This is a genomic window from Rufibacter sp. XAAS-G3-1 (genome assembly GCF_013623775.1).
GTDB lineage: Bacteria > Bacteroidota > Bacteroidia > Cytophagales > Hymenobacteraceae > Nibribacter.
Window position 1 is genome coordinate 156,525 of sequence record NZ_JABFAM010000005.1, and the last position, 24,238, is coordinate 180,762.

General features: G+C 51.7%; 18 protein-coding genes and 1 tRNA gene. 16 read left to right on the forward strand and 3 right to left on the reverse strand.

Annotated features, from left to right (window positions below; genetic code table 11):
* Window positions 1-46: 46 nt before the first annotated feature.
* The 8 genes from HHO50_RS05010 to HHO50_RS05045 all read left to right on the forward strand — a co-directional run bounded on the left by HHO50_RS05010 (window position 47) and on the right by HHO50_RS05045 (window position 13,415).
* Window positions 47-1,426, forward strand: a complete 1,380-nt coding sequence (locus tag HHO50_RS05010) for a sigma-54 dependent transcriptional regulator (RefSeq protein ID WP_181304908.1) — start codon at window positions 47-49, stop codon at window positions 1,424-1,426.
* Window positions 1,416-2,774, forward strand: a complete 1,359-nt coding sequence (locus HHO50_RS05015) for a PAS domain-containing sensor histidine kinase (protein WP_181304909.1) — start codon at window positions 1,416-1,418, stop codon at window positions 2,772-2,774. Before HHO50_RS05010 ends, HHO50_RS05015 begins: the two co-directional genes overlap by 11 nt.
* A gap of 327 nt (window positions 2,775-3,101) precedes the next feature.
* Window positions 3,102-4,376: a carboxypeptidase-like regulatory domain-containing protein gene (locus tag HHO50_RS05020; protein WP_181304910.1), complete on the forward strand. Its 1,275-nt coding sequence runs from the start codon at window positions 3,102-3,104 to the stop codon at window positions 4,374-4,376.
* A 550-nt stretch (window positions 4,377-4,926) separates the two neighbouring features.
* Entirely contained in the window at window positions 4,927-6,963 is a 2,037-nt protein-coding gene (locus HHO50_RS05025) for a transglutaminase domain-containing protein (RefSeq protein WP_181304911.1), read from the forward strand.
* A gap of 30 nt (window positions 6,964-6,993) precedes the next feature.
* A complete protein-coding gene (locus tag HHO50_RS05030) occupies window positions 6,994-8,907 on the forward strand; it encodes a DUF3857 domain-containing transglutaminase family protein (RefSeq protein WP_181304912.1) in 1,914 nt (637 codons plus the stop codon).
* Between the two features lie 80 nt (window positions 8,908-8,987).
* On the forward strand, window positions 8,988-11,003 hold the full coding sequence (locus HHO50_RS05035; protein WP_181304913.1) for a DUF3857 domain-containing protein: 2,016 nt from the start codon (window positions 8,988-8,990) through the stop codon (window positions 11,001-11,003).
* 171 nt (window positions 11,004-11,174) lie between these two features.
* Window positions 11,175-11,858, forward strand: a complete 684-nt coding sequence (locus HHO50_RS05040; protein WP_181304914.1) for a DUF2490 domain-containing protein — start codon at window positions 11,175-11,177, stop codon at window positions 11,856-11,858.
* Window positions 11,859-12,269: 411 nt separating this feature from the next.
* A complete protein-coding gene (locus tag HHO50_RS05045; RefSeq protein ID WP_219921443.1) occupies window positions 12,270-13,415 on the forward strand; it encodes a Fic family protein in 1,146 nt (381 codons plus the stop codon).
* A gap of 93 nt (window positions 13,416-13,508) precedes the next feature.
* Here HHO50_RS05045 and HHO50_RS05050 read toward each other — a convergent pair.
* Window positions 13,509-13,582: transfer RNA gene (locus HHO50_RS05050), tRNA-Pro, on the reverse strand.
* A gap of 132 nt (window positions 13,583-13,714) precedes the next feature.
* Window positions 13,715-15,502: an ABC transporter ATP-binding protein gene (locus HHO50_RS05055; RefSeq protein WP_181304915.1), complete on the reverse strand. Its 1,788-nt coding sequence runs from the start codon at window positions 15,500-15,502 to the stop codon at window positions 13,715-13,717.
* Between the two features lie 147 nt (window positions 15,503-15,649).
* On the opposite strand from HHO50_RS05055, the gene HHO50_RS05060 reads away from it, so the two are divergent.
* The 8 genes from HHO50_RS05060 to coaE all read left to right on the forward strand — a co-directional run bounded on the left by HHO50_RS05060 (window position 15,650) and on the right by coaE (window position 22,380).
* Window positions 15,650-16,750 (forward strand): Glu/Leu/Phe/Val dehydrogenase, encoded by a 1,101-nt coding sequence (locus HHO50_RS05060; protein ID WP_181304916.1) that lies wholly within the window; start codon window positions 15,650-15,652, stop codon window positions 16,748-16,750.
* 475 nt (window positions 16,751-17,225) lie between these two features.
* On the forward strand, window positions 17,226-18,398 hold the full coding sequence (nusB, locus tag HHO50_RS05065; RefSeq protein ID WP_181304917.1) for a transcription antitermination factor NusB: 1,173 nt from the start codon (window positions 17,226-17,228) through the stop codon (window positions 18,396-18,398).
* Window positions 18,399-18,530: 132 nt separating this feature from the next.
* Window positions 18,531-18,836 carry a YtxH domain-containing protein gene (locus tag HHO50_RS05070; RefSeq protein ID WP_181304918.1) on the forward strand — a complete coding sequence of 102 codons (306 nt, stop codon included), beginning with the start codon at window positions 18,531-18,533 and terminating at the stop codon, window positions 18,834-18,836.
* Between the two features lie 8 nt (window positions 18,837-18,844).
* Window positions 18,845-19,843 (forward strand): isocitrate/isopropylmalate dehydrogenase family protein, encoded by a 999-nt coding sequence (locus HHO50_RS05075; RefSeq protein WP_181304919.1) that lies wholly within the window; start codon window positions 18,845-18,847, stop codon window positions 19,841-19,843.
* A 31-nt stretch (window positions 19,844-19,874) separates the two neighbouring features.
* Window positions 19,875-20,423 carry a DUF1573 domain-containing protein gene (locus HHO50_RS05080; RefSeq protein ID WP_181304920.1) on the forward strand — a complete coding sequence of 183 codons (549 nt, stop codon included), beginning with the start codon at window positions 19,875-19,877 and terminating at the stop codon, window positions 20,421-20,423.
* A 16-nt stretch (window positions 20,424-20,439) separates the two neighbouring features.
* Window positions 20,440-20,769: a preprotein translocase subunit YajC gene (gene yajC / locus HHO50_RS05085; protein ID WP_181304921.1), complete on the forward strand. Its 330-nt coding sequence runs from the start codon at window positions 20,440-20,442 to the stop codon at window positions 20,767-20,769.
* Between the two features lie 15 nt (window positions 20,770-20,784).
* Entirely contained in the window at window positions 20,785-21,765 is a 981-nt protein-coding gene (locus tag HHO50_RS05090; RefSeq protein ID WP_181304922.1) for a hypothetical protein, read from the forward strand.
* Between the two features lie 3 nt (window positions 21,766-21,768).
* The gene (gene coaE, locus HHO50_RS05095) at window positions 21,769-22,380 is read left to right on the forward strand and encodes a dephospho-CoA kinase (protein ID WP_181304923.1); all 612 of its coding nucleotides are present in this window, start codon (window positions 21,769-21,771) and stop codon (window positions 22,378-22,380) included.
* Between the two features lie 517 nt (window positions 22,381-22,897).
* Here coaE and HHO50_RS05100 read toward each other — a convergent pair.
* Window positions 22,898-24,064: a hypothetical protein gene (locus HHO50_RS05100; RefSeq protein ID WP_181304924.1), complete on the reverse strand. Its 1,167-nt coding sequence runs from the start codon at window positions 24,062-24,064 to the stop codon at window positions 22,898-22,900.
* Between the last annotated feature and the right edge of the window lie 174 nt (window positions 24,065-24,238).

A 24,238-nucleotide genomic window follows, 5' to 3' on the forward strand; every position in this document is an offset into this window, starting at 1 on the left:
TGGCACAGTTTAGGTTTATCTTTCTAAAAACGTAACCAAAACCGCCGTGGAACAGAGCCTGGGTAAAATCTTGATCATAGATGACAACGAGGACATTCTCTTCTCCGCTAAAATGCTGCTGAAGAAACATGCCCAACAGGTACTCATTGAGAAAGATCCGCGCAAAATCCCGTTCCTGCTCAACCAAGATACCTATGACCTCATCCTGCTGGACATGAACTTCCGGGAAGACACCACCAGCGGCAACGAAGGCTTTTACTGGCTGAAGGAAATCCTGGCGAGAGACCCCAGTGCCGTCGTGATCATGATTACCGCTTTTGGGGATGTGGAAATGGCCGTGCGGGCCCTCAAAGAAGGCGCGACCGATTTTGTGCTCAAGCCCTGGCAGAACGAGAAACTGATTGCCACCTTGTCTGCGGCGGCCAAGCTGAAGACTTCCTACAAAGAAATCACCACGCTCAAGAAAACGAACTCGGCGCTGGCCTCGCAACTGAGCCAGAACGTGAATTTGGTAACAGGGCAAAGCCCGGCCATGCAGCAGTTGTTGCACCTCATGAACCGCGTAGCCAAAACCGATGCCGATGTGTTGCTCCTGGGTGAAAACGGAACCGGAAAAGAAGTCATCGCCCGTAGCCTGCACCAGCAGTCGGCGCGCGCCGATAAGGTGTTTATCTCCGTAGACATGGGTTCCCTCACAGAGACGCTGTTTGAAAGCGAGCTTTTCGGGCACAAGAAAGGCGCTTTTACAGATGCCAAAGAAGACCGTGTGGGTAGGTTTGAGATGGCCAACGGCGGCACCTTGTTCCTGGATGAGATCGGCAATTTGTCCATGGCCATGCAGGCCAAGCTACTCACCGTGCTGCAACGCCGTGAGGTGATTAGAGTAGGCACAGGCCAGCCCATTCCCATCAACGTGCGGCTCATCTGCGCCACCAATATGCCCTTGCAACAGATGGTGCAGCAGGGCCGTTTCCGGCAAGATTTGCTGTACCGCATCAATACCATCGAACTCAATCTCCCTGCTTTGCGCGAGCGGCTGGAAGATCTGCCGCTGCTGGTAGACTATTTCCTGAATCGCTACGCCCAGAAGTACAAGCAGCCCGCCAAATCGGTGTCGGCGGCGGCGTTGGAGCGGTTGCGGCGCTATAACTGGCCGGGCAACATACGGGAACTGGAGCACGTGCTGGAGCGCGCTTCCATCATTTCAGAAAACCACATCCTGCAGCCGCAGGACTTCTTCTTTCTGCAGATGCAACCCCCCTCTTTTGCGGAAAACGTGCGCCAAACGCATAATCTGGACGAGGTGGAGCGGGCCACCGTGGTCAAGGCCATGGGCAAGCACGATGGCAATATTTCCAAAGCCGCCAAGGAGCTAGGCCTGTCCCGCGCCTCACTGTACCGCCGTCTGGAGAAGTATGGGCTTTAAGAACTTCCGGTTTCAGGTAATCTTGCGGGTGCTGCTGCTGGTAGCATCGGTGTTCCTGTTTTTCAGGCTCGATTTTAACTCTTCGTTGGTGGCTACGCAGGTGACCATGGGCATTTTGATTTTGGGGCAGACCGTTGCCCTGATCCTGTTTATTGAGCGCACCACCGAACGGCTCATCAAATTCCTGAACACCATCAAGTACGACGATTTCTCTGAGGTTTTCTCTTCGCGCGGCGAAGGGAAGGTTTTTGACGAACTCTACCAACGCTACAATGAGGTCATTGGGAAGTTTAGGGACATCCGCTCAGAGAAAGAAGCCACCACGCAGTACTTTCAAACCGTAGTGCAGCACATCGGCATCGGGATTATTACTTTCAAGAAAACCGGCCAGATTCAGTTGGTCAACAATGCGGCCAAGCGGCTGTTGCAGGTACCGCACCTTGCCCACGTGGAACACCTTCGCCCAGAGGCGCCGCAGTTGGTAGAGCAGCTGCTGCAATTGCCGGCGGGGCAGAGTGTGGTATTGCAGCTGAAGCGCGGCAAAGAGCGGGTGCCGGTGTCTTTGTTTGTGGTGGACTTGGTCATGCGCGGCGAAGACTTCCGGCTGGCGTCTATCCAGAACATCCAGCGGGAACTGGAAGAGAAAGAGATGGAAGCCTGGCAGAACCTGATTAGGGTGCTCACGCACGAGATCATGAATTCGGTGACGCCTATTTCCTCGCTGGCGGGCAGCGTGGCCGCTGACATTGCAGATTACCTGGAGGCGCAGCCCGGCAACCAGATCCAGTTGCAGCGCGAAGAAACCGAAGACATGGGCGCGGCCCTACAGACCATTGAGCGGCGCAGCCAGGGGCTGGTGCGGTTTGTGCAGGATTTCCGGAGCCTGGCCCGCGTGCCGGTACCCAGGAAACAGTTCTTTTGGGTGCCCCAGATGCTGAAGCAACTGCAGACGCTCTTTCAGGAGGAACTGGCCCATGAGAAAATCCAGCTGTTGGTTACCTGCCCTTCCGCCAACCTGCAACTGCTGGCAGACCGCGAACTGGTAGAGCAGGTGCTCATCAACCTCATCCGGAATGCTATTCATGCCCTGGCAGATCAACCGGTCAAAACCCTGCAGATAGAAGCGTTTGCAGACCAGGACAGCCGCGTGGTCATCCAGGTCACCGACAACGGCAGCGGCATTGCCGAAGAGGCGCTGGAGCAGATCTTCCTGCCCTTTTACACCACCAAGCCCACCGGCACCGGCATTGGCCTGAGCTTGTCCCGGCAAATCATGCGGCTGCACAAAGGCTCCTTAACCGTCAGTTCAGAATTGGGCGAGGGCACTACCTTCACGCTGCGTTTTTAGGCTGTTTTAGGGAATCTACGCAAAAAGAGAGCAACGGAGAGGAGGAAGCCCCGCTGATGCGTTTTAGGGCTATTTTGCAGAAAACGGGCCCAAAACCCGAAAACCTGTGAGGTCTCCAAGACCTCACAGGTTTAGAATCAACTGGCGCGAGACTACCGTCTCGTGCCAAAGGATGAAGCGAGTCTCCAGACCCGCCGGGAACCACCGGGGCAGGAGGGCGTTTTTAAGCTGTTTTAGGAAAAAGAGGCTAAAATCGGGAAGCCGGGGCTGTAGGAAATATGGGGCAGATGTGTATCTTTCCTGAGCTAAGTCTCTGCTATGTCTTTTATGGCCCTTAAACCTGCCCGCCTACCGTTCTTTCTGGTGTCTCTGTGGCTGCTTTGGTTCTGCCCAGAGCAGACCGCGTACGCCCAAAGCGGCGGACATGGAAGCGTGGCCGGAACCGTGGTAGATGCGCAGACAAAGCAGCCGCTGGGGTTTGCCACCGTCTTCATCGCCCAAACCACCTATGGCACCAACTCTGCGGAAAACGGTACCTTTAAACTGACTTCTTTGCCCGCGGGTAGCCATGAACTGGTGGTGTCTTTTCTGGGCTATGAAACCCTGTCGCATACTTTTACGCTGCAGGCAGGGCAGCAATTATCCTTCCGGTTTGAGGTAAAGCCCAAGGCCAATACGCTGCAGGAGGTGGTGGTACGGGCAGACACCAACTGGCGGCATAACTACGGCGTCTTCCTGAAGAACTTCCTGGGCCAATCGGCCAATGCGGCCCAGACCGAAATCATCAACGCCGAGGTCTTGTATTTTCACTTTGATCCGCAGGAACGGGTCTTAACCGCTGAGGCCGCCCAACCTTTGATTATTGAAAGCAAGGCTTTGGGCTACCGGCTGCACTTTGTGTTGGAGGCGTTTAGGGCAGATTTCAAGAATTCGCACGTTTTTCACGCGGGTCACCCCCGGTTTGAGGCCCTGAAGCCCCGCAGCAAGGCCCAGCAGAAACGGTGGGATGCGGCGCGGCTGAGAGCCTACCGTGGGTCGCTCATGCACTTTACGCGCGCGCTATACAACAATGCCCTGGAGGCCGAAGGGTTCAATGTAAGGCGGCTGCAGCGGTTACCCAACCCCAACAGGCCGCCGGAGGCAGAGATACAGGCCGGGTTAAAGCGGGCCAGAAGCCAAATGGGCGCAGGCATGACGGTCACCTATGCGGGGAATGAGAAAGAAGACAGCCTCACGTATTGGATCCGCATGTCCCGGTTGCCTAAGACGGTGGCTTACTTGCACAAAGATCCTGTTCCGTATGACCAGCTGGTGGTGCGGGAAGCCGGTAGCGGCAAGCGCCGATTGCAGTTTGTAGACCACCTGAACGTGGTGTACACCAAGGAGAAGGAAGAACTGAACTACCTGCACCAAAGCGCCTTCGCCAAACGCCGCACACCCACTTTCCAGACCTCCCTGCTCACCCTGTTGGAGCCTTACACCTATATTGAGCCCACCGGCATGATCCTGAATCCTTACTCACACCTGGTGGAAGAGTACTGGGCTTTTGAGAAACTGGCCGAGATGCTTCCCCTGGATTATACTCCTGCAACAGAAGAATAAACCAGGCAGCCTTAAAGCATATTTAAAATTTGCCTTTCGTGCTGCAAACAGCCATAGAGAGAACCTGCGTTCGCGTTTTCCTTGCCTTCGTAACGCTGCTGCTAGGCTCAAAAACCGCTTCCGCAGAACCTTAACTTGCCGGTTGAGCTTACGAATCCAAAATTCAAATAAGCTCTTATTGGAAAAGGACAAAATCTGCGGGAGCGGAAGAAATCACGCGAAATATTTTCTGGATTCTTGGCGCACATAGTAGTTTATAACTGGAATAGTTACATATTGTGTCCAAATTCCAGAGAGAAAATAATTTATCCTGTTTTGTGAAAAAGAGAAGGTAACTCAGCGGGAAGTTGGCGCGTGCGTTGCTTCGCCTTTACGTGTCTGTTGCCTTCAGTATAAAAGTATTACCCTATTCATGCGCGCTTCCAAGGGAGCCTTGCGGCGGGTTGAATTAGATATAAAAATAAGATTAATTCCTGTTTTCTCTTCAAGAGAAGCTATTCCTGTAGTACATACTATAACTTATTGAATACATACCTAAAACGCCCGCTCTATGCCCAACTCTACCCTTTTTAACACGCGGTCATACCTGACCGTGGCCTTCTTTCTTTTCTATTTTACGGCTTTCGGCCAGGAAACCCCGGTTAAATTCGGGAAGGTGACCGAAGAAGAACTCAACATGAAGGTGTATGACAAAGACACCAGTGCCGCCGCCGTTATCTTGGCAGATTACGGCCGTTCTTACTTCACCTACAACCAAGGTTTCAAAGTGAACTTTGAGCGGATTCTGCGCATCAAGATTCTAAAGAAAACCGGCTATGACTGGGCCAACATGGTGGTGCCCTACTACCAGCGGAACAGCAGAAAGGAGCTGGTAACCAACATCAAGGGAGTGACCTACAACCTGGAAGCCGGCAAGATGGTGAAAGTGAAAATGGAAGACAAAGCCGTTTTTGACGAGAAAGAGTCGGCTAACTGGTTTAACAAGAAATTTACCCTGCCGACGGTAAAAGAAGGGTCTGTGCTGGAGATAGCCTACACCGTTACCTCAGATTTTATCTTCAACCTGCGCGACTGGGCCTTTCAATCTTCTATTCCGGTGGTGTACAGTGAGTACCGGGCCTCTATTCCGCAGTATTTTGAATACAAACAGGTACCCCAGGGCTATGAGCCTTTCGTGATCAATGAGGCCTTGCCCGGAAACACTAATTTCACCGTGCGCTATAGTGGTCAGAATGTGGGGAGTGGGTTTAACTCCTCTCGTACTCCCGGTGGTTCAGAGACCATCAATGCCACTACCGTTGACCACCGGTGGGTGATGAAAGACGTACCGGCCATTGCGCCAGAAGCCTTTATCACCACGCTCAATGATTACGTGTCTAAGATTGAGTTTGAATTGGAGTGGGAGCGCTATCCAAATGAAATCCCTAAAAGACACGCCGGCAACTGGAATGACCTCACCGAAGAGTTGATGGCCGATGAGCAGTTCGGGCTGCAGCTGAACCGCACGGGTTTCTTCAAAAACGAAGTAGCGGCGCTGCCTGCCACCACAGATACCCTTACCCGGCTGAACACCATCTATGAGTTCGTGAAGAAATCAGTGAAATGGAATGGCCGGGGCGGTAAATACACCACCAACACCCTCCGCAAGGCCTTTGACACCAAAACCGGGAATTCGGCAGACGTTAACCTGCTGCTGGTGTCTATGCTGCGCGATGCCGGGTTTGAGGCTCATCCGGTGATTCTAAGCACCCGCGACAATGGGCGCGTTCCGTTCTCCCCGGTGTTGAGCAAGTTCAACTATGTGGTGGCCCATGTCAAGGTGGGGAACAAAGCAATCTTGATGGATGCCACAGATCCTTTGATGCCCTTGGGCTTGCTGCCTAAATACTGTCTCAACGGGCAGGGGTGGCTTGTCTCTAAAACAGCCAGCGATTGGGTGGAACTCCAGGCCTTAGACCGCACCACCGAACTGGTGAACGCCGAACTTCAGGTGTTACCCACCGGAGTACTAAACGGGAAAGTAACGGAGTCCAGAAGTGGCCTCTGGGCGGTGAGCCAGCGGCACAGCGTGCAGGAAACCGGCGAAAGCAAGTACCTGGAGAAACTGGTCAGCAACCAGAACCAGTTTGAACGCAAAGCGCCCGTGCTACAGAACCTTAAAGAAGTACACAAACCCTTTGGTGTGCAGTATGAATTAACCAGCGTGGGAGATGATCAAGCCAAAGACATCATTTACCTGAACCCCATGCTCTTGAAGGCCCAGCAGGACAACCCGTTCAAGAACGCCTCCCGCAAATATCCCGTGGACTTCGGGTATCCTACGGAAGAGGTCTACATCTGTAACTTTACCATCCCAGAAGGTTATGCGGTTGAGGAGATGCCAAAGAACATAGTGCTGGCCCTGCCTGAAAACGGCGGAAGGTTCACGTACATGCTACAGGTCATTGGGAACAGGATTCAGGTCATGAGCAAAGTGACCATCTCCAAGCCTGTTTTCTATGCCGGCGAGTACGAATACCTGAAGCAGTTTTACACCCAGATGGTGGCAAAGCACGCGGAGCAGATTGTCTTGAAAAAGAAAGGGTAATCTCGTTTATAGCCTATTTTTCTCAAAACCATGCAAAAACGATTTACAGTACTCCTGCTCTCCCTGCTGGTGAGTGCCACCTCCTGGGCCGGAGACACGCCTTCTTATGCGGCGTTCACCATCAATGCGGCCTTGTCTACAGGTGCTGATGCGGTGATCCGCACTGAGGAAACCACGTTTACCGTGAACTCACCCAAATCTGCCACTGAGAAAATAAAGGTGGCGATAACGGTGCTGAATGAAGAGGGGAAAAAGCACGCCCAACTGGTGGTGCGGTATGACAAACTCAGGAAGGTAGACTACATCAAAGGAGCCGTCTATGATATGCTGGGGAAGAAAACCGGAACTCTGAAAGCGTCTGATATCAAGGATTACAGCGCGAACGGTGACGGAACCCTTTTTGGCGATGATAGGGCAAAAGTGGCAGGGATCTCTCATGCATCCTATCCTTTTACGGTAGAGTATGAGTACCAGACCACTACCAGTAATATGTTGTTTTATCCTTTCTGGAGCCCGGTTTCAGCAGAAAAAGTAGCCGTAGAGCATGCTTCTTTTGTGGTAAACATGCCAACAGACATGGTATTGCGCTACAAAGAGCAACACATGCCGGGGCAAGCCAAAATAAGCCAGGAGGGAAACCAAAAGGTATACCGGTGGCAGGTAAAGGATGTGGCACCTATTGAAGAAGAAATGTACGGCCCTGAGTTCTTTGACATCATTCCGGTGGTAAGAACCGCGCCTACTGCTTTTGAGGTAGAGGGCTATGCCGGCACCATGGAATCTTGGCATACGTTGGGAGAGTTCCACCACAAGCTGAATGCCGGCAGAGACCAATTGCCGGAAGCAACCAAACAGCAAATTCTGGCGCTCACCAAAGGCATCACCAATCCCAAAGAGAAAGTAAAGGCTATTTACCAGTTCATGCAGAACAAGACCCGGTATGTGTCTATTCAATTAGGGATTGGTGGGTGGCAGCCCTTTGAAGCCTCTATGGTAGACAGCAAAGGGTATGGAGACTGCAAAGCCTTGAGTAATTATACCAAAGCCTTGTTGGAGGCGGCTGGCATTCCCAGCCATTATGCCATCATCTATGGTGGGGCAGACAACCAGCCGGTAATAAAAGATTTCCCCAGTAGGCAATTCAATCATGTGGTGTTGTGTGTACCCATGGCGAAAGACACTGTTTGGTTAGAATGTACCAGCCAGACAGATGATGCGGGCTATACCGGTTCGTTTACGGGTGATCGGTACTCGCTACTGGTTACCCCTACCGGCGGAAAACTGGTTTCAACACCGCGGTTCACTGCGTTAGATAATGTGCAGAACCGCGCTGTTAAAGTGAAACTTAACGCACAGGGGGCCGCCACCGGAGAGGTTTTCACCAATTACACGGGCCTTCAGCATGAGGGGCGTAACAGATTGGTTCAGAGTTATAGTCCAGAAGAGCAACTGAAATGGCTCTACCGAAACACCCAAATCCCCGCGTTCGAGATCAAGAGTTACAACCTGGAGAAAGTGAAGGACACGCCGCAGGTAAAAGAGAAACTGCAACTGGAGTTGCCCAAACTGGCATCGGTGAGCGGCAGACGCCTTTTCATTACCCCCAACCTCATGAACCGCTGGACGAGCGTGCCCGCCACAAACGAAAGCCGCAAGCAGGACGTGATCTGGCCCATGTCTTTCCATGACGTAGACAGTGTGGAGTACGACCTACCGGCCGGGTACAAAGCCGAAAACATGCCCAAGCCCGTGAAAATCGCCTCGGCCTTTGGCGAGTACCAGGCGCAGGTGCAGATAAATGGCAGTAAACTCATCTACGTGCGTCAACTTACCATGCACAAAGGCCGGCATGCCGCCGCCAAGTACATGGAACTGGTGAACTTCCTGAAACAGGTGTCCCGCGCCGACCAGCAGCAAGTGGTGCTGGCCGCCGAAGCCACCTGATTTTATCTGAGCCTGCAAGAAAGAAACTCCTTGCAGGCTTCTTTTGCCTCCAACCTCAAAGACTAACCCCTTTCCTCTATATGACCAACGTTTTAAAACCCTGGCTGGCCCTGCTGTTGTTTGTGCTAGGCGCAAGCACGCCCGGTTATTCTGAAGATCCTTTCAAGCTGGGCCAGGTTACGCCCGAAGAACTGAAGATGACCGCTTACGCCCCAGACACCAGCGCCGCGGCCGTGGTCTTGTATGACCTGGGCGAGTCTTCCTTCCTTTTCTCCAAAGGCACCCAACTGCAGTTCAAACGCATCACCAGAATCAAGATCCTGAAAAAGAACGGCCTGGATCAGGCCGATTTCGTTATTCCGTACTACCGCCGCGCCGATGGCAATAAGGAAGAGGTGCTCAACGTGAAAGGGGTGACCTACAACCTGGAGAACGGCGAAACGGTGAAGCTGAAGCTAGAGGACAAAGCCATCTTTGACGAAAAACAGGATGCCAACTGGTACCTGAAAAAGCTGACCCTGCCCGGCGTAAAGGTGGGTTCTGTGATTGAGTTGACCTACACCATCAAATCAGACTTTATCAAGCTGCTGCGGGAGTGGGAGTTCCAGCACACCATTCCGGTGAAGTGGAGTGAGTACCGGGTGGGCATGGTGCCTTTCTTTGAGTACAGCCAGGTCTTGCACGGGTTTCATCCGTTTCACATCAAAGACGCCAAAATTGAGCGGAAAACAGTAGCCATCACCTGGAAAGATGAGGTGGGCCTGGCCAATATTGAGCAAAGGGGGGCGCTCTCCATGTCGGTGGTGCAGTACCAGTGGGTCATGAAAGATGTGCCCGCCTTCACCCAGGAGCCTTTCCTTTCCAGCGCCAAAGACTACCTTTCCAAACTGGAGTTTGAACTCTCCAAAGTGCAGTACCCAGAACAGAAGCCGCAGTTTGTGTCAGGAGACTGGGAAAGTTTCACCAAAGAGCTCCTGAAGGAGGAGGAATTTGGCGGACAACTCACCAATACCGCCTACCTGAAGAAAACCGCCGATGGTTTGGTGGCCGGGAAAACCGATTCGTTGGCCAAGGTGAAGGCCGTGGTGGAGTTCGTGCAACAAAACATGCACTGGGACGGCAAGCACCGCATCTACACCGAGAACCTGCGCAAAGCCTTTGACAAACAACGGGGGTCTTCTTCTGAGGTAAACCTGCTGCTGACCGCTCTCCTGCGCGAAGCGGGCGTAGCCGCGCAACCCATGCTGGTGAGTACCCGCGAGCACGGCCGGCCAATGGTGGGTTCGCCCATGATCAGCAAGTTTGACTACGTGATTTCCTACGTGTCTGTGGGTGGCAAAAACTACCTGCTGGATGCCACTGAAAAAGACCTGCCCTTCGGGATGCTGCCTTTGCGGTGCCTGAACGACCAAGGCTGGGTACTGCAAGCCCCCGCCGGAAAATGGGTGCCCCTCACGGGCGTAGAGAAAAACGTGCAGTTGGTTTCCGGTCGGCTTAAAATACAGCCCAACGGCGAAGTAACCGGTACCTTAACCGAAGATTACCTGGGCGTGCCTGCCTTGCGCGCCCGTTCCGCCATCCGGAGCAAAGGACAGGAAACGTACCTCAAAGAGTTCGCCAATGCCGGGCCAGACTGGGTGCGGGAAGGAATAAAGATCCAGAACCTGGAGAACCTGCAGGAGCCTTTCAAGAAAGAGTACCAACTGAACAGAACCGGAGACAGTGCCCCGTCTTCGTTGCTCTACCTTTCGCCCATGCTCACCCACGGGCAGGACGAAAATCCGTTTAAACTGGCCACCCGCCAGTTCCCCATTGACTTCGGCACGCCAGTAGAAGAAACGTATATGTTCACGTACCAATTACCCGAGGGCTATGAACTGGAAGAGGTGCCGCAGTCTTCGGCCGTCACCTTGCCCGGCAACGCCGCTAAATTCTCGTATATGACGCAGATGGTCAACGGGCAACTGCAAATCATCAGCAGGCTCAACATCAACAAAACCTTTTTTGAGGCCTCTGAGTACGGGAACCTGCGGGAATTCTACAACCGGATGGTCGCCAAACACGCCGAGAAAATTGTGCTGAGGAAAAAGGGGTAGAGGTTGTTTTAAGGCCGTTTTGCTGAAAAAGCCCCTGAAACGACCCAAACAGATAGTCTCTGCTTATATGGCCACGTACAGGAGAAGCCTTGCCTATTGGTAAGGCTTCTCCTGTGAAAAGGAGAGGACTTATAGCCTGCGCTACAGAGGGAAGAAAATAAAAAGAGTAAGATGAAGGTAAGGCTGTTCCTGTTTTTTATACTAAGTGGGCTGTTCCTGTCAAAGGAGAGTGCGGCCCAACCAGACAACTACAATTACTGGCTGCAGTATTCCGGCTCGTATTGGTTCAGCCCCCGCTGGGTAGCCACCGCCAACCTGCAGTACCGCACCTACAACCCTATAAAAAACCCTCGGGTAATTTTTACCGGGGCTGAGGCTACGTACAACTTCAAAGAAGCACCTGTTTCCTTGACTGCCGGGTATGCCCATCTGTTTAACCGCAACTACGTCACGGCTGAAAAAACCGAGTTCGCCCATGAGAACCGGTTGTACCAATCCATCGCCATCCGGGGTAATCTCTGGAAGGCTGGCATCACGCACCGGTACCAGGTAGAGGAACGCTGGCTCACGCAAGGTTACCAAACGCGTTTCCGCTATTTGGTGGCTCTCCGCATTCCTTTGGGGCCGAAAGAGCAGGAAGTGCGCCCGTGGTACGGTATCCTGCGCAACGAGGTGAGGGTGATTATCCGTGACCAACCCTTTGACTCCAACCGCGTCTTCGGCGGACTGGGCTACACGTTCAGCAAGCACTTCACGCTGGAAGGTATGTGGATGTCTCAATTACATGGCGGCGGCACCAAGCACCAACACTTTGCCATGTTCACGCTCAAACATGATTTCGGGCAGATGGAGTAGGTCGTGGAGTATTGGTTTGGCTTTCTTATTTATTCAGTACGCGGGCAAAATTAGTTTGACTTACTTTTCTGTTGTCATCCTGGAAGGATCTTGGTCGCGAACGGCAATAGCGTTCCATCAAAGCTATTCTAGTTCGCCCACAAGATCCTTCCAGGATGACAAATAGTATAAAGTAATCCTGTCTCAGTACTTAGAAATATATAGTTGTTAGAAAGTTGAGTTATTACTTACTCAAATACTGGATGTTTGACACTATGCATATTGATAATGACATATGTGTTTGCATTAGTACTATCAAAGATGGTATTGACCGAAAGGAAACTAAAATTCATCTTAGTTTCCTTTCAGTGCCGAAAGGAAACTAAGATGAATTTTAGTTTCCTTTGTGCGTAAGTGTAACTAGCCGAATTTATGATAGAATTAGAAAGATATAAGTCAGGCCGTTTTGAGAAAGGTGTTGGAGGGTATAAGTACTTTATGCCCACTCTTATAAATGAGCAGTGGACTTGGAGTAGTCCTGAAGTTAACGCGTTATTAGAAAAGGCTGCTGTAAAGTTAGGGGAGCTGAACTCATTTGCCCGCATGGTACCAAACATTGGGTTATTCATTCATCTCCATGTTACTAAAGAAGCAGTAGTGTCAAGTAGGATTGAAGGAACTCAAACAAATATGGGAGAGGCACTTTTACCAGAAGAAGACATTTCTCCTGAGCGGAGAGACGACTGGAGAGAGGTGAACAATTATGTCAAAGCTATGAACATAGCTATAGATGAATTAGAAAGGCTTCCAATATCTTCTCGCCTTTTAAGGCAAACGCATGGCATCTTATTGAATAGCGTGAGAGGGGAGCATAAGCAACCCGGTGAATTTAGAACTAGCCAGAACTGGATTGGTGGGAGTAGCCCTTCTGACGCGGTTTTTGTGCCACCCCATTTTGAATACATTGGTCAGCTAATGAGTGATTTGGAGAATTTTCTCCACAACACAGATATTGCAGTTCCTGCCTTAGTCAGAATTGCTATTGCGCATTACCAATTTGAGACAATCCATCCGTTTCTAGATGGAAATGGGCGAATAGGGAGGCTACTGATAACTCTCTACTTGGTGAGTGAGCAAATCTTAAGCAAGCCTTTGTTATACCTTTCTAGCTACTTTGAAGAAAATAGAAGCTTGTATTATGATAACCTAACTTTTGTAAGAACTAAAAATGACATGACTCAATGGCTTAAATATTTCTTGGTAGGCATTGAGCAGACAGCTACAAAAGCAGTAAGCACCCTTCAGCAGGTACTAGAGCTAAAAGACAAGTTAGAGCAACAAATCACAGCTGATTTCGGGCGTAAATCAGGATCTGCACTGGTGGTGCTTCAGCATCTATTTCATAATCCTGTTCTCCATGTAAGTGATATTGTTGAGGCATGCCAGTTAGGTAAAAAAGCCGCAAACTCTGTAGTAGCTGACTTTGAAAGGATTGGGGTGCTTAGGGAAATGACGGGGCAAAGCAGAAATCGCGTTTTTGTTTTTGATCAATATTTAGATTTATTCTCTACAAGATAGGTTTATCCCTGTTTTTCAGAAAGCAGGGGTAAAACAGGAGTGCAGAAAAAAAGCCCGTTGCTCTGGAAAGAACAACGGGCTTTCTGCTTTTCGTCGGAATGGCAGGATTTGAACCTGCGACCTCCAGCACCCCATGCTGGCGCGATACCAGGCTACGCTACATCCCGATTAGTAGTATCTGCTGCAAATAAAACAAAAAATGAGAAGCCAGAAAAGCAGATGCAAAAATTGTCTGGTAAAATTTAAGAAAGAAACATGCGTTTTGGGCCTACTTTCCTAAAAACAGGCCCAAAACGGGTTTATTCCATGTCCTCGGTCTGGAGTTGGCGCTCATACAGGGCGCGGTACAGGCCGTCGGGTTCCAGCATCAGTTCTTCGTGGGTGCCGTGCTGCACTACTACGCCATCGTCTAAGACCAGAATGCGGTTGGCTAGTTTCACCGAACTCACGCGGTGCGAGATAATGATGGAGGTGCGGTTGGCCATCACGCGTTGGAGGCTGTTCAAAATGGCATTCTCCGTTCTGGTGTCTACCGCCGAGAGCGAATCATCCAGAATCAGAATTTTAGGTTCCCGGGCCAGGGCGCGGGCAATGGACACGCGCTGTTTTTGGCCGCCGGAAAGCGTGATGCCGCGCTCACCCAACACGGTGTCAAACTGCGCCGGGAAGTGTATGATGTTTTCGTAGACATCGGCATCTTTGGCGGCCTGTCGCATTTTCTCCTCGGGCAGGGCGTCTACCCCAAACCCGATGTTGTTTCTGATGGAATCTGAGAACAGGAACACGTCTTGCGGCACGTACCCAATCTGGCTGCGCAGGTTGGTGATGTTGTAGTTTCTTATGTCTTCGCCGTCAATCAGAATCCGTCCGCCGGTGGCGTCATACAGGCGGCACACCAACGCCGCGATGGTGCTCTTGCCGGAACCGGTGTTGCCAATCACCGCCAGCGTATCGCCGGGATTAATCTGGAACGATAGTTTCTTCAAGGCCTGGATGCCGGTATCTGGGTACACAAAATCCACCTCGTCAAAGACAATGGCCCCTTTGATGTCTTTCTCCAGGTTCTGTTGCGAGATGATATCGGTTTTGGTGTTCAGGAACTCATTGATGCGCTGCTGCGAGGCGGCCGCCCGTTGCACCAAGGAAGTCGTCCAGCCCAGCGCCGTAACGGGCCAGGTAAGCATGTTCACGTAGATGAGGAACTCGGCAATAACCCCCGGCGTAATGTCCCCGTTGATGACTTCCTTTCCGCCGTACCACACGGTAATGATGGTACTCAGGCCAATCAGAAACAGAATAAGCGGGAAGAACAGCGAGTTCACGAAGTTCAGCTCCAGCGATTTGTCTTTGTACGTGTCGCTGGCTTTGGTGAAGTTGGCGTGCGAATCCTGCTCCCGCACAAACGATTTCAGTACCCTGATGCCCGAGAACGCCTCCTGCACAAACGTGGTAATGCCGCTCAGGCTTTTCTGAATCTCGTCAGACTTCCGCTCAATGATGTTGTTCACGTAGTAAATGCTCACGCTCAGAATAGGCAGCGGCAACAGCGTGTAAATGGTCAACTCCACGTTCACCGAGAGCATGTACGGAATCACCATCAGGAACAAAACCAAGAGGTTGATTCCGTACATGATGGCCGGGCCCAGGTACATGCGCACGCGGCTCACGTCCTCAGAAATGCGCGCCATCAAATCGCCGGTGTTGTTGCGGCGGTAGAAGGAGAGGGGCAGGGTCTGGTAGTGGGCGTAGATTTCGTTTTTGAGGTCGTTTTCAATCAAGCGGCTCATGACAATGATGGTCTGCCGCATGAAAAACAGGAAAATGCCGCGTAACAAGGCCATGAGCACAATCACAGCCCCATAGAACAAGGTGCTGCGCGCGAAAGAGTCATACACACGCTCCTGCTGGGCGAAACCCTCGTGCAGTTGGTACATGGTAATGCCCTCGCGCACCAGGTCAAACGCGTGCCGCACCACCTGGGCTGGAATAATGGCGAAGATGTTGGAGACAATCACAAACACAATGCCCCAGAAGAAGCGGAACTTGTATTTGAGCAGATATTTATTGAGGTATTTAAGCGATTTCACAGGCTACGTTTAAAGAAAATACGTACTAACACTTGTTAGGAATTTTCTTGGTCTTCAAAAATATAAACCTAATTTTGCATCAAAATTACCGATTCGCTTCCCCAATATCTAACAAAAGAAAGTCGGTATTTCAAGGTAAAACAAATCATGATAGAAGTTAAAGAACTAACCGCTGAGCAGGAAACGTCCGTTTTCAGCCAAATAAGTGAATACAACCATGAGCAAGTGGTGTTCTGCCACGACCATGACACCGGCCTAAAAGCGATCATTGGCGTGCACAACACCGTGCTGGGGCCTGCTTTGGGCGGTACCCGTATGTGGACATACGCAACTGAGGCAGAAGCGCTGCGCGATGTGCTGCGTCTTTCACGCGGGATGACGTTTAAATCGGCCATCTCGGGCCTGAACCTGGGTGGCGGAAAGGCCGTGATCATAGGCGATTCCAAGAAAGACAAGACCGAAGCCCTGATGCGCAAGTTCGGGCGGTTTGTGAACAACCTGAACGGCAAGTACATCACCGCCGAGGACATGGGCATGACCACCCAAGACATGGCCTACATTGGCATGGAAACCAAGTACGTGGCCGGTTTGCCAGAATCACAAGGCGGCAGCGGTGACCCCTCGCCGGTAACGGCGTACGGAACGTACATGGGCATGAAAGCCGCCGCCAAAAAAGCCTGGGGCAATGACAGCCTGGCCGGAAAGAAAATCTCAGTACAAGGCACGGGCCACGTAGGGGGTTATTTGATTGACTACCTGGTGAAGGAAAACGCCCAACTGTTCATCACCGACATGGATCAGGATCGCTTAGCGCGCATCTCAGCTGCTACCGGTGCCACCGTGGTGGGCTTAGATGAAATCTATGACGTAGACGTGGACATCTATTCGCCGTGTGCCATGGGCGCCACCATCAATGACAATACCTTGTCGCGCCTGAAATGCCAGGTGATTGCCGGTTGCGCCAACAACCAGCTCAAAAACGAAGACGTGCACGGGCCCGCCTTGGTAGACATGGGCATTGTGTACGCGCCAGACTTCCTCATCAACGCCGGAGGTATCATCAACGTGTATTCAGAAGTGAAAAAACTGAACCGCGAGTGGGCCATGCAGCAGACCGAGCGGATTTACCACACCACGCTGAACATCTTCGCGAAGGCCGAGGCCGATGGGACGCACACGCAAAGAGCCGCCACAGAACTTGCGCAGAAACGCATTGATGACATAGCCAAAATCAAGCAAACCTATTAATTCCCACCTCCCAAAGGAGGAGTAAAGACAGTGAATGCGTTTTCGGACTGGTTTGAAAAAACCGGGCCGGAAACGCATTCTGCCTTTATAGCTTTTCCACTGCCGTAAGTTTCCAGATACGTGCCTATGGATGATGGATAATCTCTGACTACCCCCGCTGCGTTAGCAGCTACATTTCGCCATCCCGCTGGCTCAAAAGACCTCGTAGTGTCAGAAGGTTCTGCGAGCGTCTATGCCAATAGCCTTTCCGTTACGCCAATCATCAATACCCGTTTTGAGGCTGTTTTTTACAAAACAGCCTCAAAACGGCACAGCCTTGGAAAGGAAATAAAAAGAATACCGTTTGCTTCTTGGGCACCAAGTTCAGACCTTTGCGGCTGAATTGGGGACAGAGGCGTATAAGGCTGTAAGGCCAGTGCGTCAACCTCAACATTTACCGTAATTTTCACGTTCACCACGTTCTTTCCTTATTATCATGCTCAACCGCAGAATACTCCGAATCAAAGCGATGCAAGCCATTTACGCCTACGTGCAGGCCGAAGGGTCTGACTACCAGTTGGCCCTGGACTTGATTTCGGACAGGTTTGCCCCCGACCTGATGGCCATTGAGGCGCAGGACAGAAGAAAGCTGGAAGGCCAGAAGCAGATTGCCAGCCTGCTGTTCAAAGAATGGTACCAGACCCGCAAATTTGATACGGAAGAAAAAGACCGTGAAATCTTAGATGCCACCCAGGCCGCCGTTAACTTCTACCAGAACTCGCTCCGCAAAGACCTCAAGTTCTTCGGGAACCAGATGCTTGCCGCCGCAGAGGAAATCTATGACCGCTACCTGCTCACCCTAATGGTGGCCCAAGAACTGGTGCACCAGATAGAAAACGAAGAGCAGAAGGCCGCCACCCGGTTTACCGAACGAAAAGACGTGAACCTGCGCAAACTGCTGGACAACAAAGCCCTGCAAAAGCTGCTCGGCAACAAATTCCTGGAGCAGCGCGTGATCCGGAGAAACCTGAGCTGGGCCGGAGACATGGAGGTGATCCAGAAAATCTACCGCAACAACCTCAAGAAAGACGAGGAAGTGCTGGCCTATCTGGAGATGGTGGAGCCAACCTATGCCCAAGACCACGAATTGCTCAAACATATCTTCAAAAACGTTATCTTTAAGGACGAGAACCTGCAGACCCTGTTTGAGGAGAAAGACCTGAACTGGGTAGAGAACAAGTCGGTGGTGAAGAACCTGGTGAACAAATCCATCAAGATGCTGGAGGAGAACACCGATGAGCACCTCGCCCTGCTTGATCTGTCGGCCAGTTGGGAAGACGACAAGGCTTTCTTTGAGGAACTGTACTACGAGACCCTGAAGGACGACGAGAAGTACGAGGCCATGATCGCTGAAAGCGTGCAGAACTGGGATGTGGAGCGGGTGGCTTTGATGGACAAGATCATCTTGAAGATGGCCCTCTGCGAGATGCATATTTTCAGAAGCATTCCCGTGAAAGTGTCTATTAATGAATACATTGACATCTCCAAGGTGTACAGCACGCCTAAAAGCAAGCAGTTCATTAACGGGGTTTTGGACAAACTTTCACAGGATCTGCTCGCGAGCGGTGCCATCCGGAAATCGGGGAGAGGCTTGCTGGATAACAAATAATCCCGGCGGGTTTTCGTTCGTAAGAGTAGAATGGGCATTCAACGCTGCGTTTTGGGCCTGTTTTCATGAAAACAGGCCCAAAACGCAGCGTAGGCCCACAGATAAGAACCTATTAAACACTACCTATACACTATGGGCAAAAAAACCAATGCTATCCTTGCCTTTTCCAGCGGTATCGCCACAGGTGCGGTACTGGGCATCCTGTTTGCGCCGGAAAAAGGCCGTGAAACCCGTGATAAACTGAGTTTTCAATTAGAGAAATACCGCGCCAGGCTTTTAGAGCTTTCCAACGACCTGATTGCCGGAAGGGAAGAGCAGGGTTCTGCCGCCAAAACCGAGGGGCAGCGCGTGATCAAGGACGCCCGTGACAAAGCCGAGCGCCTTCTGATGGACGTGGACTCCCTGATCAATGAAATAAACAGTAAAAAGGAAATATAAGCCTGCCCATGACAACCGTTACCCTTATTCCCGGCGACGGGATAGGTCCTGAGATCACAGAAGCCGTGAAGGCGATCTTTGCAGCCGCACAAGTGCCCATTACCTGGGAAGAAGAAAATGCCGGTCAAACCACGTTTGACTCCAAAGGTGAGTTGATCCCGCAATCGCTTATTGACTCGCTGGAACGCAACAGAATCGCCTTGAAAGGGCCTATCACCACGCCGGTGGGCAAGGGCTTCAAGAGCATCAACGTGCAGTTGCGCCAGAAATTTGACTTATACTCCAACGTGCGCCCGGCCAAAACCACGGCCGGCGTGAAAACCCGCTTTGAGAACGTAGACCTGGTGCTGTTCCGGGAGAACACCGAAGGCCTGTACTCCGGTCTGGAAACCTATGATGAGCGCCTGGGTATCTCAGATTCTATTGCCCGCGTGACGGTAGAAGGCTGCCACAAAATTGTGCGCGCCGCGTTCCAGTACGCCGTGAAGCACAACCGCCCCAAAGTAACCGTCGCCCACAAAGCCAACATCCTGAAATCGGCGGGAAGGCTTATTCTAGAGGCTGCCGCCGATGTCTCCAAAGAGTTTCCGGAGGTGCAGTGGGATGAGAAAATCATTGACAACATGTGCATGCAGCTGGTAAGCAAACCAGAGCAGTTTGAGGTGATTGTGACCACCAACCTGTTCGGGGATATCCTTTCTGACTTGTGCGCTGGTCTGGTAGGTGGCTTAGGCGTGGTGTCTGGGGCCAACATTGGCGATGACATGGCCATTTTTGAAGCCGTGCACGGCTCTGCGCCGGATATTGCCGGCAAAGGTCTGGCCAATCCTACGGCGTTGCTGCGTTCGGCCCACATGATGTTGCAGCACATGGGCTTGCACGAACAAGCCGACAAGATTGAGAATGCGCTGGAGAAAACCCTGCTCAACAAAGAACAATGCACCCGTGACCTAGGCGGAACGGCCTCTACGTCAGAATTTGCGCAGCATATCATTTCTAATTTGTAACTTGTCCTATTCATTAATAGGCTTAATTTTTATGAAAAAGCAATTTATAATCGCGTTACTAGTAGCCGGCGGCCTTTGGACCTCTAGCTGCGAGAAAAAAGCAAGTACAGATGAGACCGCTACTGCCACGGAGCAGAACGCGTCTGAAGGCAGCGCCCCGGTGGCCGCCAACGATCCCGCTACCAACCCCAACGTGGCCAGCCAGGAAGCCGTGAACCCCAATGCCCCTAAACCGGTCATGACGTTCAAGGAAACCGAGTTTGACTTCGGGGACATCACCGCAGACAAAAAAGTAGAGCACACGTTCACCTTCACCAACACCGGTCAGGCTCCTTTGGTCATTGAGAACGCCTCTGCTACCTGCGGCTGTACTGTGCCGGAATGGCCACATGAGCCCATTGCCCCCGGCCAAACCGGCAAAATAAAGGTGGTATATGACCCAACCGGAAGAACTGGTCAGCAGTCTAAGCAAATCACCATCACCGCTAATACTGACCCGCAGATAAACCAGGTAAGTATCAAAACCAACGTCATCGGCACAGTGCCACAGGCAGGAGCGCAAGGGCCTGTTCGTTTATAATTCTTAGAACAACCTTATGCTAACCATATTATTGCAAGCCACCCCAGAAGGGGCAAACCTTTACTCTAATTTCCTGTTCATCGGGCTAATCATTCTGGTGTTTTACTTCTTTATGGTGCGCCCGCAGCAGAAGAAAGCCAAAGACCAGAAGAAGTTCCGTGAAGAGCTGAAGCGCGGCATGAACGTAGTCACCGTTGGTGGCCTGCATGGCCGTCTGCTCAGCGTAGACGATGACACCGTTTGGATTGAAGTAGACAAAGGCCTTAAACTGAAATTTGACAAAGTAGCCATTGCGGTAGAAGCCACCAGCCGGGTGAATGCCAATACCACCACAGAAACCACTTAACCCGTAAACACCACCTTGCCATTCAATAGAACAAAGCACGCCCTCCTCTGGTTACTGAGACCCTTTTCGCCCAAGCAGAAACAGTACTGGAGGGTGGTAGTGCTTTGTTTTCTTACGGCGGCTACGTTCTGGCTCCTGAATGCGCTAAACAAGAGTTACACGGCCCAGGTCTCTTATCCCATCCAGTTCAAGTATGACCCCCAGGCCCTGGTGCCGGTAAAACCGTTGCCTGAGGAGGTGGTCATCAACGTGACCGGGAAGGGATGGAAACTGCTCCGGAAAAACCTGCTGTTCAAGGTGAGGCCGGTAGAACTCACCATCCGGAACTTGCCGTACGTAAAGCGGTTGCCCGGCCCGGCATTACGCCCAGCTATCTCCAACGTGCTGGACGGCCTGAGCCTGAACTTTGTGGTGACCGACACCATCAGCTTTGATTTTGACCGCCTGGTCACCCGTAAATTCCCGTTGGCTATTGACACCAGCCAGGTAAAGGTAGCAGCGGGGTATGTGTTTTCTGGCCCTGCCCAGGTGCGCCCAGATTCAGTGACCTTTACCGGCCCAGAACAGATCCTGAACCAGTTTCCTAGCCCTTTCCTCTTAGCGCTTCCTTCTGAAAACCTCACCACGCCGTTTAACGGCGATGTGCCGGTAAACCATGAGTTTACCTCTTTGGTGAAAGCAGACGTGAGCGAGGCCGAAGTGCAATTCAATGTCATTGCCCTGGAGCGGAAAGAGATAATGGTGCAGCCCGTTCTCCAGAATTTTCCGGCGGGGTACCTTTTGCGGTTAGTAAACGGGCCCGTAGTGCTGCACTATTCCTATCTGCCCCAAAACCGGAGTTTAATGCAGCCTGATCTTTTTCAGGTCGCGCTGGATTTCCAGAAGTTCAACCCGGCAGATTCTACCATTGTGCCCACGGTGCTGCAGAAATCGCCAAACGTAAGACAGGTAGCGGTGATGCCCGGCAAAGTGCAGATTTCCTTAACGCCCCAGTAGCCCATGTTAAAAATAGGCATTACCGGCGGCATAGGCTCAGGCAAGAGCATAGTATGCAAATGCTTCCAGTTGCTGGGCGTACCGGTGTATGACTCTGACACCCGCGCCAAGTGGGTCATGAACCATGACCCCGAACTGCGCGAACAACTCATCTCCACGTTTGGGCCAGATACCTTTGATGCTCAGCAGCACCTGAACCGCCCCTACCTAAGCCAGAAAGTTTTCCATAATGCCGCAGAACTGGCAAAGCTGAATGGGCTGGTGCACCCGCAGGTTCGCAAAGACTTCTACCGGTGGGTTGACCAGCAGCCACAAGCGCCTTATATTCTGAAAGAGGCGGCCCTCATGTTTGAGTCCAACGCCTACACGCAGGTAGACCACGTGCTTACCGTTTCGGCCCCGTTGCCCCTCCGGTTAACCCGCACCCTCCAACGCGACCCGCACCGTACCACCGCCGAGGTAGAAGCCATCATGGGCAAGCAACTCTCAGAAGAAGAACGCGTCACCCGTGCCCCATTCGTGCTGTACAACGATGATACCCACCTGGTACTGCCCCAGGTAGCGCACCTGCATGAAACTTTCTTGAAGTTAGCTGCTGGCAAAAGCGCTTGCTAGTTTATCGGGATGCGTTTTATGGGGGTTTTTCTCATTTGAGCGTAAATCTGCTCGTGTACCTGCCTCCCCATGTGATAGCTCACCTGTTTTTGGGGGAGTTTGGGGAAAACAGGCTTAAAACGGAATTGGCGTAGACGCTCGCAGATCCTCCGGACGCTACGAGGTCTCTTGAGTAGGCGGTATTGCGTGAGGAGGCGCAGATGTAGAAATGCGTGAACCTACAGGTGTAAACATCCCCCTTCGCCCCCTTCAAAGAGGGAGTATCCGCTTTAGAAAGCATAAGTATCAAACCAATGGAAATGTGCTCTACAACTTTCCCCAGTTCCAGTCTTCCCCGGGCGCACGGAGGGCAGCAATGCAACAATCAAGCATAAGGGCTTCGCATTAACCAGCCACCACGCCAGCAACAGCAAAAGGCGTGCACCAAAAGCATCAAAGAAAACATACCATCTTTCCTTAGGAGAAAGCTATTCCGTTTTAAGGCTGTTTTATGAAAATCAGCCCTAAAACAGCAACCTTACTTAATAATTGGGTACCGGGTGAACGGTTTGGACGGATCAAATATCTTGCGGTAAGTGACGTGGGTTTTGTAGATACGGGCTCCTAAACCACGGGTTACCAACATCATTTTCGGGTTGAAATCTCCCACCCAGTTCATCTCAATCTCGCGGGCACCGTACGCGTTCAGGGGGCCTTGGGCATGCACGATCATGTAGGAATCCACTCCTTTGGCCTGGAATTCGGGCACCACGCCAAAAATGACCCCAAATACCTTCTTGTCTGTTCGTTTGTTGTAGCGCCAGCGGTGATAGAGAAACTTAAGCTTAGCAGCGAAGTTGAACTTGCCGTTCAGGTGTTTGAAGAGCTGGTTCAATTCCGGCAGCATGATGAAAAAGGCAATGGGTTTGCCTTCAAAATAAACGAAGTTGAGGAGCTGTTCCACCATCACGGGTTTCATGCTCTTCACCATCTTCATGGCCTTTTCCAGCGTCATCTCATTGATGCCCGAGTGCCCGGCCCATGCTTTGTTGTACACCTCCAGAAAATCCTGCGCCAGTTTTTCCAGGTTGTTTTTGGAAGGGTGTTCAAAACTGTAGCCGGGAATGGCATCCAGCGCTTCGGACCGTTGATACACCTTGTCGCCGAACCGGGCGTGCGTATCCATGTAATAGGTGTACTGCTTGAAATACACCTGAAACCCGTAATTCTCAAACAGCTGCTGGTAATAGGGCGCATGGTAAAACATGCCGTAATTGGGCTGGGTGAACCCCTGCACTAGGAGCCCCCACCACCGGTCTCGCTCCCCGAAGTTGATAGGGCCGTCCATGGCTTCCATGCCCTGCGCGGCTAACCAGTTTTTACAGGCATCAAACAGCATATTGGCCGCCGTCTGGTCATTGACACATTCAAAGAAGCCCATGCCGCCGGTCACGTACTCAGACGCATTCTTGGTTTTGTTGTTCACAAAAGCGGCAACCCGGCCAATGGTTTTTCCCTGGCTATCCTGAAGAATCCACCGGATGGCGGTGCCGTTCTTGAAGTTAGGGTTCTGTTTGGGGTCAAAAACCTGTTCAATGTCCTTGTCTAGCGGCCTGATCCAGTTGGGGTGGTCTTGGTAGAGGGCCGAAGGAAGATCTAAAAAGGCTCTGACGGTGGCAGCGTTTTTTACTTCAAGTAAGTGCATAGACGGGTGGGGCTAAGAAAGACAAAACTACGCAATTGCGGTAGAAGTGCCATGGCCACGCCACGCTCTCTTTGGGCAAGGCGGCCCTGCCTGGTGCTGTGGGCATGGCAGCACCAGGCAGGGCCGCTTTGAATGCATATTGCGGGTGATCATGCGGGCTAATGAAAGCCTCTT